The following is an 11,392-nucleotide window of genomic DNA, read 5'->3' as shown; positions in this document are numbered from 1 at the left end:
TCCCACACCGGTGTGGGAGCGCTGCCACGACCGTAGCGGACGGAGGCCACGGACGCCAGGGAGCGCTCCCACGACGTCGGCGCGCCGGCCCACCGCACCCGTGCTCGCCTGGCACCTAGACTCGAACGAGTGCAGTGCCACCACTACGACGCCGGCCGGTGCCGGTCGTGCAGCCTCCTCGAGCTGGCGTACCCGGCGCAGCTCGCCGGCAAGCAGGAGCACTGCGCCGACCTCCTCGCGCCGCTCGCGCCCGACCTGACCTGGCTGCCCACGGTCGAGTCGGCGGAGTCGGCCTTCCGCAACAAGGCGAAGATGGTCGTCACGGGCACGACGGACGCCCCGGTGCTCGGCATCCTCGGCGAGGGCGGCGGCGTCGACCTCACCGACTGCCCGCTCTACCCGGCCGCGCTCCAGGCGTCGTTCCCGGCGTTCGCGGAGTTCGTGACGCGCGCGCGGCTCGTCCCCTACGACGTGCTCGCCCGCCGCGGCGAGCTCAAGTACGTGCTGGTCACGCTCTCCCCCGACGGCGACCTCATGGCGCGGTTCGTCCTCCGGTCCACGGAGTCGCTCCCCCGGATCCGCAAGCACCTGCCGAGCCTGCTCGACGCGCTGCCGTCGCTCCGCGTCGTCTCCGCGAACCTGCACCCCGAGCACAAGGCCGTGGTCGAGGGCGAGACGGAGATCCTCCTCACGGAGGCCGAGACGCTGCGCATGCGCGTCAACGGGATCGACCTGCACCTGCGCCCGCAGAGCTTCTTCCAGACCAACACCGACGTCGCCGCGGCGCTCTACCGCCAGGGGCGGGAGTGGGTGGACGACGCCGCGCCCGCCACGGTCTGGGACCTCTACTGCGGCGTGGGCGGGTTCGCGCTGCACGTCGCCGGACCCGACCGGGACGTCGTCGGCGTCGAGACGAGCGCCGAGGCGGTGGCGAGCGCTCGGCTCACCGCGCGGGACGCGCGCCTCGACCGCGCGGCGTTCCTCGCGCAGGACGCCACCGCGTTCGCGCTGTCACGGCAGGACGTGCCCGACCTCGTGGTCGTCAACCCGCCACGACGCGGGATCGGGGAGACGCTCAGCACGTGGCTCGAGGAGTCCGGCGTCGGGCACGTCGTCTACTCGAGCTGCAACGCGACGTCGCTCGCGCGCGACCTCGCGCTCATGCCGTCGCTGCGCCCGCGCGCCGCCCGGGTGCTCGACATGTTCCCGCAGACGTCGCACTACGAGGTCGCGGTCCTGCTCGAGCGCGCCTGACACGGCGTCGGCGCGGCGCCCGCTCCGAGATCGACCCGAGCGTCCGAGATCGACCCTCCGGAGGCCGATCTGGCGGCGGGCGGGTCGATCTCGCGGTCAGGGGCGCTCGCCCGCGCGCCGTGCGGCCTCGACGGCGGAGGTCTCCAGCCGCTCGCGGTGGGCGGCCCACTCGTCGTCGTCGAGCGCGGGCAGGTTGCCGCGGTCGTCCCCTGCCGCGCCGTCGACGAGCTCGCGGACGATGTCGGCGTGACCGGCGTGGTGCGCCACCTCGTCGAGCACGTGGACGAGCGCGAGGAACAGCGTGATCTCCCGCCGCTCCGGCGGCCACCAGGGCACCTCTCCGCGCGCGTCGAGATCGAGCGCCGCGACCGTCGCGTCGCACAGCGCCGTCGACGCCCGGAAGAAGTCGAGAACCTCCTCGCGCGACTCGTCCGCCGTCGCCCACATGTCCGCGTTGACCTCCGCGCCGTCGTCGAACCAGGGCATCGCGAGGTCGTGCGTGCCGCCGAACGTCTCGTGCAGGTACCCGACCTGCACGCTCGCGACGTGCTTCACGAGACCGAGCAGGTTGGTGCCCGTGCGGGTGAGCGGACGCCGCACGTCGTGCTCGCCCAGCCCCTCCACCCTGGCCAGCAACACCTCGCGCTCGCGGGTCAGGTATCGCTGGAGCGTCGCCTTGGGGTCGTGGTCGTTCGTCGTGGCGCCCATCCCTCGGACGCTACTCCCGCCCTCCCACGGCGGTGCCAGACTCGGCCCATGGGCACCGTGCACGCAGAGATCACCGACCGGCTGGCGTCGTTCGTCCTCGCTCAGCCCGTGTTCTTCGTCGGTACCGCGCCGCTCGCGGCGGACGGCCACGTCAACGTCTCGCCCAAGGGCATGGCGGGCACGTTCGCCGTGCTCGACCCGCACCGCGTCGCCTACCTCGACTACACCGGGTCGGGCGCGGAGGCTCCCGCGCACCTGCGGGAGAACGGCCGCGTCGTCGTGATGTTCTGCGCGTTCGCCGGGCCGCCCAACATCGTCCGGTTCCACGGCACCGGCCGGTACGTCGAGGCCGGGAGCGCGGAGTTCGACGCGCTGCGCGGGCACTTCACCAAGGCGGAGACCGCCGGGCAGCGCGGCGTCGTCGTCGTGGACGTCACGCGTGTCTCCGACTCGTGCGGCTTCTCCGTCCCGCACCTCGAGCTCGTCGAGGACCGCGACCTGCTCGACCGCTGGGCCGACCGCAAGACGCCGGAGCAGCTCGACGCCTACCGGGTCACCAAGAACTCCACGAGCATCGACGGCCTCCCGGCGATCGGCGAGCCCGCCGAACCTGTCAGCACGCCGTCCCGGTCGAGCGCGACCTCTCGCTGACGGCTCGACCTGTCAGCGCGTCGTCGCGCCTTCGTGCGGGCTGGCCCTGAACCGCTTCGGGTGCGTCAGGTCCCGGGCGCCGTCGCGGCGAGGTAGGCCCGGCCGCGCGGGGAGAGGCGGTAGCCGACGTCCAGGCTCTCGGTGAGGCCCAGCTCCTTGAGACGGCGCACGCGCACCTTGAAGTCATCACGCGCCATCCCCAGCCCCGCGGCGAGCTCGCGCGCGACAACGCCCTCGTTCGCCGCGACCAGCTCCAGGTACTGCCGGGTCCACGGCGCTGCGGCGGCGCGGTCCTTGCGATCCAGGGCCGCGCGGATCTGCTCGACGGCGGCCCCGTCCAGGTCGGCGTCCTCGCGCAGCGCGACGCGCGGGTCGGGCCCCGCGAGCCGGATCCCCACGCGGTAGAGGTCGCCCTCGCGCGCGGCGCCCCGCGCGAGCACCCGCTCGGGCGAGGCCATCCCGGCGAGCCGCGCCTCGTCGTCGGACACGCGGGGCGCGCCGTCCGGGCCGACCGGTACGCGCTCGACCGACGTCACCTCGACGACCCCGATCCGCGTGCGCTGGAGCGTCCCGACCTTCACGCGCGGCGTCGTCCAGCGGCGGAACGCGAGGGTCACCGTCCCGTCCTGGAGGCCGCGCAGCGTGCGGGCGTCGAGGAGCACGCCTCCGAGCGTACGACGACGCCACCCCGATCTCCCGAGGTCGGACTCTGGGTGGGGGCAGGGGTCAGGCGAGCTCGGGGCGGCGGGCGACGGTGAGGACGTGGGTGTCGGGCCAGTCGACGGGCTCGCCGGTCGCGGCGTCGTGCAGCGCGGCGACGGGCGCGAGGGCGTGCTCGACGACCCACTCGTTGCGCCACGCGCCGCTGCCCGGCTCGAGCTCGAAGCCGGCGTCCGCGAGCAGGTCCGCCCACCGCGGGCCGCTGAGGTCGCAGAACCGCTCATGGCACTCGGACAGCCAGTTGTCGACGTAGTCCTTGCGGGTGAGGAACTCCATCGCCTCGCGCAGCGTGAGGCGCCACGACCCAGGCCCGAGCCGTTCGGGCGCGAACGCGGCGCCGGACAGGCGCGGGAAGTCGTGCGCGAACTGGACCAGGCGCGCGTCGGTGGACAGCGCCCCGACCCACGCGGCGACGTCCGCGCGCGCGAGGTCGTCGAGGTCCGTGCGCGCCCCGCCCGACCCGTCCCCGGTGGCCGCGGCGCCGTCGTCGGTCCGCAGCGTGAGCACGACGACGCGGTCCGGCTCGGCAGGGCCGCACACGTCCGAGTTGATCCACACGCCTCCGGGTCGCGTGTGCGCGTGGACGCGACGCGCGAAGGTCTCGACGTCGCGCACGCCCGCCCCGTACGACGAGACCTCGTGCGTGAGGGCGATCGTCAGGGTCGTGTCGACGGTCGCGTCGGGCATCACGGAGCGGTCGAGGATGTTGGCCTGCACGAACCAGACGTGCGGGTTCGCGAACGCGCCCTGCGCCTTCTTGTGCTCGGCCTCGGCGACGAGGTGTCGCGCGACGTCGACCCCGAAAAGGTCCGACTCGTGCAGGCGCGGCTCGCGCGCGACGTGCTCGAGCAGGCCGCCCGTCGCGCAGCCGATGTCGACGATCCGGCCGGGGCGCACGTGCGGCGCCACCTGCGCCCACTTGCGCGCCGACGCGTCCTCGAACGCGGCGGCGTACGTGCGGTAGTCGCGCGTCGCGGTGAGGTCGCCGTCCCCCGAGACGACGGGGTCCGCGAAGATCCGCCGCACGTCCTCGACGAACCGGTAGCGCGCGTAGAACTCGGGCACGGCGGGGTGCGCGACGTCCCGCCAGCGCTCGTCGCCCGCGGCGATCTGCTCGACGACGTCCCACGGCCGGGCGGGCGCCTCACCACCGGGGTCGGCGGCGTCGAGCTCCACGCCCGCGACGCGGTACCCGAGCGCGCGGTAGGCGTCCACGAGCGCGGGGGTCGAGCACGCGACGACGGTGTCGGCGGGGTCGGGGACGATCCCGGTCGCCGTCGCGACGCTCGTCACGACGAGGTGCGCGAACCGGTCGTCGGGCGCGACGTCGGGCACCGGCACGACGACGGACCGGAGCCCCTCCCGGGTCGTCACGTTCTCGACGAGCGCCTCGCGGCGGTGCCCCGGCAGCGGGTTGCGGCGCGTGCCCGCGTGGTTCGCGGAGGTGACGACCCAGACGACCTCGACGTCCGGGGCGCAGCGCACGCGACGCCCGTCGAGGTCGCGGACGAGGCCGGCACGCAGGGCCCGCAGGTAGTCGACCTGGTAGCGCGTGACGACGTGGTGACGGCCCGGGAACAGGACGCGGTGGACGGGCGGGCCGTCGGGGGTCGGGTGCACCCGCACACCGTGCGGGGTGACCGCGCCCCGGCGCAAGCCGTCTCACCGCTCGGCACACGCCGCCGCCGGTGTGTTCGCTCTCCGTGAAGCCCGTCGGTCCGAGAACCCGCAGGTCGCCGGGGCGCACGTGGGCGAGCGCTCCCCGATCGGGCTGTCCTGGACGTCCGTCCACGATGCGCCGCACAGGGGACGTATGGGACGGTGTTCGCGATGTTCTGGATCGTGGCAGGGGCTGTGCTCGTCGTGTCCGGCCTCGCGATCGCCGCGACGGCCGCCCGCGGCGCGCGCCGGGCCGGTTCCACGGGAGCGAACGGGATGGCCATCGCCGTCGGCGGGGGCCTCGTGATCTGGGGCGCGATCGCCCTGACCGTCGGACTCCTCACGCAGGACTGAGCGCCGCTTCCCGGGCGTCGACGACCTCCGCGCCGGTCACCACCCCGGAGAGCCCCCGCCGGCCGCGCGTCCACGGGACCGCGACGACCGACATCGCGGCGAACAGCCACGCGACCGGCGCGGCCACGTCGCCCGCGACCGCGAGCGCCGTCGGGACGTCCGTCGGCAGGTCGGCGAGCAGGCCCAGCGCTCCCCACAGCGCGCCCCCTGCCGCCGCGCGGGCGACGCGCTGCGCCGTCGTACCGGGCTGGCCCGCCCAGCGCGGCGCGAGCCACACCGTCCGCTGCCCCCAGGACGCGCCGCTGCCGAGGAACGTCGGCACGACGAACACGAGCACGAACGGGACCAGCGTGCCGAGCAGCCACTGCGGCCAGTCCGCGCCGTCGGGGAGGGGCCGCCCGAGCACGGAGAGCACCGTGCGGTAGCCCACCTGGAGCACGACCCCCAGTGCGGTGACGAGCAGCGCGTCGAGCAGCATCCCCAGCCAGCGGCGCAACACCGTCACGGGACGCGCCTCGCCCCGACGCTCCTCGAGCTCAGCGGCGCGCGGCATCCACCGCAGCAGGAGCGGGGCCGCGAGCGCCCCGAGGAGCGCGCCGAGCGTGTTGGTCAGCACGTCGTCCACGTCGGCGACCCGGTACGAGCACGGGATGAGCCCGAAGATGCCGGTGTACTGCGTGGTCTCGATCAGCAGCGACGCGGCCAGGCCGGAGAGCGTCGTGACGACGACGCCACGCCCGAGGTAGCGGCGGACCAGCAGGCCCCACGGGACGAACAGGACGACGTTGAAGACGACCTGGAGCACGGCCGCGCTGCGCAGGGTCGCGCCCGGGCCGAGGCCCGCGGTGTCGCGACGGATGTCGGCGAGCGAGTGGAACGGCACGAGCTCGGCGCCGGTGACGCCGTACTGCGCGCACCACTCGGCGAGGTCTCCGCTCGGCAGCGGCAGGAGCGTGTACGCGACGAGGGCCACCCCGTACACGGCGACGGCCGCGGCACCGACCAGACGCCGGCCGCTCAGCCCGCCGTACCGGCGCGACTGCCACGCGAGCGCGGGCACGAGGAACGCCGCGAAGAGCAGCGCGCCGCCGATCACGCCGACGTACGCCGGCCACGTCCACCGGTCGATCACGCGCGCTCCCCGCGAGGCTCGGGGACGGGTCGGCGTGCGCGGATACGGGTCGTGGTCACGCGCTCCAGTATCGCGGCGGCTCCCCCGGACCACGCTCCGGCACCTCGCTCCCGGGCTCCCGGGCTCCCGGGCGAGCGCCGACGACGACCGACCCCGCAGGTGAGGACCTTCGGCGCGGCGTGGAGGCGAGGCCCCGACCTACCGTGGAGGTGCGGTCGGTCGCACGGCCCGTCACGGCCCGCCGAGGGCTCACCGAGGACCGGTCCGGGGACCGCCCGCCGCGCACCGAGCGGTCCGCGCGGCCCGACGGACGAGGTGAGGACGATGAAGGCGGCGCGGTACCACGGCAAGGAAGACCTCCGGATCGAGGACGTCCCGGAGCCCGAGACCAGGCCGGGGACCGTGAAGATCCGCCCGGCGTGGACGGGGATCTGCGGATCCGACCTCCATCTCTATCTCGAGGGCCCGTTCCCGCCCGCGCCGTCCGAGACCCAGCCGCACCCGCTGTCGGGCGAGACGCTGCCCGTCGTGTTCGGCCACGAGTTCTCCGGGGTCGTCGAGGAGCTCGGCGAGGGCGTCGAGGGGCTCGCGGTCGGGGACGCGGTCGTCGTCGAGCCGTTCATGGTGTGCGGCGAGTGCCCGCCGTGCCGGGACGGCCTCTACAACGCGTGCGTGAAGATGGGCTTCATCGGCATCTCGGGCCGCGGCGGCGGGCTGGCGGAGCACATCGTCGTCGAGGCGCGGTGGGTGCACCCGGTGGGCGACGTCCCGCTGGACCAGGCGGCGCTCATCGAGCCGCTGGCCGTCGCCTACCACGGCGTCCGGCTGTCGGGGGCGCAGGCGGGCGACACCGTCCTCGTCGGCGGCGCGGGCCCGATCGGCCTGCTCACGTGCGCGGTGCTGCACGCGATCGGGGCGCGCGCGGTCGTCACCGAGGTCAGCGGGGCGCGCAAGGCCAAGGCGCTCGAGACCGGGGTGGCCGACGACGTGCTCGACCCGCGCGAGGTCGACGTCGCGGCGCGCGTCCTCGAGCTCACCGACGGCCGCGGCGCGGACGTCGCGATCGAGTGCTCCGGCGCGCAGCCGGTGCTCGACACGCTGACGCACGCGCTCAAGGCGGGCGGGACGCTCCAGATCGTCGCGCTGTTCTCCGCGCCGCCGACCCTCGACGTCATGACGGTGCTCCTGCGGGAGCTCACCATCAAGGGCGCCATCGGGTACGCGGACGACCACCCGGCCGTGATCCGGCTCGTGCAGGAGGGCAAGATCGACCTCGCCCCGTTCGTCACGGGCCACATCGCCGTCGAGGACGTCGTGGAGAAGGGGTACCGCGAGCTCATCGACCACAAGGACGACCACGTGAAGATCGTCGTGTCGGTGTGAGACGGCGGCCCGCGGCCCCCACCGTCCCCGGGGGCCGCGGGCCGCGCTGCTCGGCCGGGCTGATCGACCGGACCGCTCGCCCGCCCGCGCTCGACCTGCGGCGCGCGGCGCAGCGTGCCACGGTGGAGGCTCACGAGGCCCCGGAGGTGCGCATGGACGTCCTCGCCGCCCACGGCGACGCGATCGGCGCGTTCGACGCGCTCGTCCGCCCGCTGCGGGACGACCAGTGGGCGCGGCCCACCCCGGACGCCGACTGGACCGTGCGCGACCTCGTCAACCACCTCACGGCCGAGCAGCTCTGGGCGCCCGAGCTGCTCGCCGGGCGCTGGATCGAGGACGTCGGCACCGTCTTCGAGGGCGACGTGCTCGGCGACGACCCGGTGGACCGGTGGGTCGACGCGTCCGTCCAGGCCCGCGAGGCGTTCCTCGCACCCGACGCGCTGGACCGCCGCGTGCACCTGTCCTACGGCGACGAGTCGGGCGCGGAGTACTGCGCCCAGATGACGTTCGACCTCGTGGTGCACGCGTGGGACCTCGCCCGCGCCGTCGGGGCGGACGAGACGGGCGAGCCCGCGCTGGTTGCCTGGGCGCTGCACTACGCGGAGTCGCGCTCGACGTTCCTCGAGCCGGGCCCGCTGTTCCGGGGCCCGCTCGACGTCGACGACGGCGCCGACGACCTCACGCACCTCCTCGCGCTCACGGGCCGTCGCCGCTGACGGTCGCACGCCGGGTGAACGTTCGCGGAACGGTCTGCCGGGCGGCGGGCCCGGCAGGACGGCTGCGCGGGTCGCGCGCCAGACTGGCCCCATGCCGCCCACCTCTCCGGGTCGCTCCCCGGACCAGCGCACGACGCATCCGTCCCCCCTGCTCCGACCCGCCGCCGACCGCGGCGGGCGGCCCCTCGTCGTCGGGCACCGGGGCAACTCGTCCGTGGCGCCGCAGAACACGCTCGCGGCGTTCGAGGCCGCGTGGCGCGCGCGTGCCGACGCGATCGAGCTCGACGTGCACCTCACGGCGGACCGCCAGGTGGTCGTCCTGCACGACGACGTGGTCGACGAGACGACGGACGGGACCGGCCGCGTGGACGGGCTCACGCTGTCCCATGTCCGGGAGCTCGACGCCGGGTCGTCGTTCTCGCGCGCGTTCGCGGGCCAGCGCGTCCCGACGTTCGCGGAGGTCACGCGCTTCGCCGTCGCACGCCCGGGCATCGGGCTGCTCGTCGAGCTCAAGGGCCTGTGGACGGTCGAGGACGTCCTGCTCGTGACCCAGCAGGTCGACGACGCCGGGCTCGACGACCGCGTCCTCGTCCAGTCGTTCTGGCCTCCCACGGTCTCGGCGCTGCGCGACGCCGCGGGCCACCTCGACCGTGCGCTGCTGCTCGCGCTGCACCCGGACAGCCTCGCCGAGCTCGTCGAGGTGTGCGCGGACCTGGGGGTCGTGGCCTGCAACCCGGAGGTCGCGCTCCTCGCCCACGAGCCCGGCCTGGTCGAGACGCTCCACGGCGCCGGGCTGCGCGTGCACGTCTGGACGGCGAACACGGCCGACGAGTGGGGCGACCTCCTCACCCAGGGCGTCGACGCGATCATGACCGATCGTCCCGACCGGCTCGTCGGCTGGCTCGACGCCCGGTTCGACGGGTGGGGCGCGCACGGTCGCCCTAGCGTGGACGGATGAGCGCCACCCCGACGCCCGCGCCCGGTCCGCTCCCCACCCCTCCCGGCCCGCCCGACCCCGTTCCCGCCCGCACCCCCAGCGTGTGCGTGCTCGCCCTGACGCCCCTGCTCACGGTGGAGATCGAGCCGGCCGGTCCGTACGAGACGTCGCCCGAGGTGCACGTCCATCCCGGCGGCCAGGGCCTCTGGCTCGCGCGCATGGCGTACTCGCTCGGCGCGCAGGTCGTCGTGTGCGGCCCGTTCGGCGGCGAGACGGGGACGGTCGCGGCGCACCTCGCGCGCGCCGAGAACCTCGACCTGCGCGCGACGACGACCGGCGGGAACGGCGCGTACGTCCACGACCGGCGCAGCGGTCACCGGGAGGAGGTCGCGACCATGGACCCCTTCCCGCTGAACCGGCACGAGGTCGACGACCTGTACGGGACGGTCCTCGTGTCCGGGCTCGACGCCGCGGTGACGATCCTCACCGGGTCGGAGACCGCGGTCGGGGTCCCGGCCTCGTTCTTCGGGCGGCTCGCGCGCGACCTGCACGCGTCGGAGCGTCAGGTGGTCGCCGACCTCTCCGGGGAGCAGGCGCGCGCCGTCGCGGACGCACCCGGCGCGGTGCTCAAGATCAGCCACGAGGAGATGGTCGAGGGCGGGTTCGCCGACGACGACACCGAGGCGGCGCTGCTCGCCGCCGCGCGCGCGATGGTCGACGCCGGTCCGCGCGCGGTCGTCGTCTCGCGCGCGCACGACCCCTCGCTGCTCGTGACGCGCGAGCACACGTACACCGTGCGGACGCCGCGCATCACGACCGTCGACCACCGGGGCGCGGGCGACTCCATGACGGCGGGCATCGCCGTCGGGCTCGGTCGCGGCCTCGACCTGCCCGGCGCGGTGCGCCTCGGCGCCGCGGCGGGCGCGCTCAACGTCACGCGGCGCGGTCTCGGGACCGGGCGCCGCGACCAGATCGAACGCCTCGCGCGCCGCATCACGGTGCGCGAGGCGCCTGCCTGACCCCGAGAGTCCCGACCGGACCCTGACGAAGAGGAGAACCACCGTGCGCGCCCTCGTGACCAACGACGACGGGATCGACTCCCCCGGACTGGCGGTCCTCGCCGGAGCCGCGCTCGACGCCGGCTACGAGGTCGTCGTCGCCGCGCCCGCCCGCGAGTCCTCCGGCGCGAGCGCGTCCCTGCTCGGCGCCGAGCGCGACGGCCGGCTCGCCGTCGAGCCGCGCCGGGCACCGGGCCTGCCCGACGACGTGACCTCCTACGCGGTCCGCGCCGCCCCCGCGCTCATCGCGTTCGTCGCCGCGTACGGCGGGTTCGGCGCGCGCCCGGACCTCGTGCTCTCGGGGGCGAACAAGGGCGCCAACACCGGCAACGCGATCCTGCACTCGGGGACCGTCGGCGCGGCGCTGTCGGCGATGACGCACGGGATCCGGTCGCTCGCCGTCTCGGTCGACGCGGCGGAACCCCAGCACTGGGACACCGCGCGCCTGGTCACCGACCACGTGCTCGCCTGGATGGACGGGGACGCCTCGCGCGACGTCCCGCTCGACCGGCGCACGCTCAACGTCAACGTCCCCGACGTCCCGCCCGACCGGCTGCGGGGGTTGCGGCAGGCGCCCCTCGCCACGTTCGGGCTCGTGCAGGCGAACATCCACGAGGACGGCGACCGGCACCTCGTGCTCCAGTACTCCGGGACGGAGCGTCACTCCGAGCCCGACTCCGACACCGGGCTCCTCACGCGCGGCTGGGCGACCGCGACGCTCCTCGTCGCGCCCTACGCCGACGCGACGGTCGAGGTCCCGGGACTCGGCTGAGTGCGACGCCCCTCGGCCGAGCGCCCGGTCCCCGACGGGGCACGGCGC

At 75.2% G+C, this 11,392-nt stretch carries 12 protein-coding genes; 8 read left to right on the top strand and 4 right to left on the bottom strand.

Annotated elements, in window-relative coordinates; translation table 11 throughout:
• Positions 1-129: 129 nt before the first annotated feature.
• On the top strand, positions 130-1,254 hold the full coding sequence (rlmC, locus tag ACN9MS_RS03625; protein WP_426310765.1) for a 23S rRNA (uracil(747)-C(5))-methyltransferase RlmC: 1,125 nt from the start codon (positions 130-132) through the stop codon (positions 1,252-1,254).
• Between the two features lie 96 nt (positions 1,255-1,350).
• Here rlmC and ACN9MS_RS03620 read toward each other — a convergent pair whose 3' ends face one another.
• The gene (locus tag ACN9MS_RS03620) at positions 1,351-1,962 is read right to left on the bottom strand and encodes a DinB family protein (protein ID WP_426310764.1); all 612 of its coding nucleotides are present in this window, start codon (positions 1,960-1,962) and stop codon (positions 1,351-1,353) included.
• Positions 1,963-2,010: 48 nt separating this feature from the next.
• On the opposite strand from ACN9MS_RS03620, the gene ACN9MS_RS03615 reads away from it, so the two are divergent.
• A complete protein-coding gene (locus ACN9MS_RS03615; RefSeq protein WP_426310763.1) occupies positions 2,011-2,613 on the top strand; it encodes a pyridoxamine 5'-phosphate oxidase family protein in 603 nt (200 codons plus the stop codon).
• A 65-nt stretch (positions 2,614-2,678) separates the two neighbouring features.
• Here the strand turns inward: ACN9MS_RS03615 and ACN9MS_RS03610 are convergent, their stop codons facing one another.
• Together ACN9MS_RS03610 and ACN9MS_RS03605 are read right to left on the bottom strand one after the other, a co-directional pair.
• On the bottom strand, positions 2,679-3,275 hold the full coding sequence (locus ACN9MS_RS03610) for an ASCH domain-containing protein (RefSeq protein WP_426310762.1): 597 nt from the start codon (positions 3,273-3,275) through the stop codon (positions 2,679-2,681).
• Positions 3,276-3,339: 64 nt separating this feature from the next.
• Positions 3,340-4,953 (bottom strand): class I SAM-dependent methyltransferase, encoded by a 1,614-nt coding sequence (locus ACN9MS_RS03605; protein ID WP_426310761.1) that lies wholly within the window; start codon positions 4,951-4,953, stop codon positions 3,340-3,342.
• A 210-nt stretch (positions 4,954-5,163) separates the two neighbouring features.
• Between ACN9MS_RS03605 and ACN9MS_RS03600 the strand changes: the two genes are divergently transcribed.
• On the top strand, positions 5,164-5,346 hold the full coding sequence (locus ACN9MS_RS03600) for a hypothetical protein (RefSeq protein ID WP_253055251.1): 183 nt from the start codon (positions 5,164-5,166) through the stop codon (positions 5,344-5,346).
• Here ACN9MS_RS03600 and ACN9MS_RS03595 read toward each other — a convergent pair.
• On the bottom strand, positions 5,333-6,478 hold the full coding sequence (locus ACN9MS_RS03595) for a VanZ family protein (RefSeq protein WP_426310760.1): 1,146 nt from the start codon (positions 6,476-6,478) through the stop codon (positions 5,333-5,335). The genes ACN9MS_RS03600 and ACN9MS_RS03595 overlap by 14 nt on opposite strands.
• Positions 6,479-6,802: 324 nt before the next feature.
• On the opposite strand from ACN9MS_RS03595, the gene ACN9MS_RS03590 reads away from it, so the two are divergent.
• The 5 genes from ACN9MS_RS03590 (at position 6,803) to surE (ending at position 11,344) form a co-directional block, all read left to right on the top strand.
• Entirely contained in the window at positions 6,803-7,861 is a 1,059-nt protein-coding gene (locus tag ACN9MS_RS03590; protein WP_426310759.1) for a 2,3-butanediol dehydrogenase, read from the top strand.
• A 122-nt stretch (positions 7,862-7,983) separates the two neighbouring features.
• Positions 7,984-8,577 (top strand): TIGR03086 family metal-binding protein, encoded by a 594-nt coding sequence (locus ACN9MS_RS03585; protein ID WP_426310758.1) that lies wholly within the window; start codon positions 7,984-7,986, stop codon positions 8,575-8,577.
• Between the two features lie 91 nt (positions 8,578-8,668).
• Positions 8,669-9,535: a glycerophosphodiester phosphodiesterase gene (locus tag ACN9MS_RS03580; protein ID WP_426310757.1), complete on the top strand. Its 867-nt coding sequence runs from the start codon at positions 8,669-8,671 to the stop codon at positions 9,533-9,535.
• Positions 9,532-10,533: a 1-phosphofructokinase family hexose kinase gene (locus tag ACN9MS_RS03575; RefSeq protein ID WP_426310756.1), complete on the top strand. Its 1,002-nt coding sequence runs from the start codon at positions 9,532-9,534 to the stop codon at positions 10,531-10,533. Before ACN9MS_RS03580 ends, ACN9MS_RS03575 begins: the two co-directional genes overlap by 4 nt.
• A 43-nt stretch (positions 10,534-10,576) precedes the next feature.
• Entirely contained in the window at positions 10,577-11,344 is a 768-nt protein-coding gene (gene surE / locus ACN9MS_RS03570; RefSeq protein WP_426310755.1) for a 5'/3'-nucleotidase SurE, read from the top strand.
• Positions 11,345-11,392: the final 48 nt, after the last annotated feature.

The organism is Cellulosimicrobium sp. E-16, from assembly GCF_049913115.1.
Taxonomy (GTDB): Bacteria; Actinomycetota; Actinomycetes; order Actinomycetales; family Cellulomonadaceae; genus Cellulosimicrobium.
This window is presented reverse-complemented; position numbering and strand designations above follow the sequence as displayed.

Coding starts and splice junctions, on each gene's coding strand:
- ACN9MS_RS03620 (WP_426310764.1), bottom strand. CDS start 1,962: ATGGGCGCCACGACGAACGACCACGACCCCAAGGCGACGCTCCAGCGA.
- ACN9MS_RS03615 (WP_426310763.1), top strand. CDS start 2,011: ATGGGCACCGTGCACGCAGAGATCACCGACCGGCTGGCGTCGTTCGTC.
- ACN9MS_RS03600 (WP_253055251.1), top strand. CDS start 5,164: ATGTTCTGGATCGTGGCAGGGGCTGTGCTCGTCGTGTCCGGCCTCGCG.
- ACN9MS_RS03590 (WP_426310759.1), top strand. CDS start 6,803: ATGAAGGCGGCGCGGTACCACGGCAAGGAAGACCTCCGGATCGAGGAC.
- ACN9MS_RS03580 (WP_426310757.1), top strand. CDS start 8,669: ATGCCGCCCACCTCTCCGGGTCGCTCCCCGGACCAGCGCACGACGCAT.
- ACN9MS_RS03575 (WP_426310756.1), top strand. CDS start 9,532: ATGAGCGCCACCCCGACGCCCGCGCCCGGTCCGCTCCCCACCCCTCCC.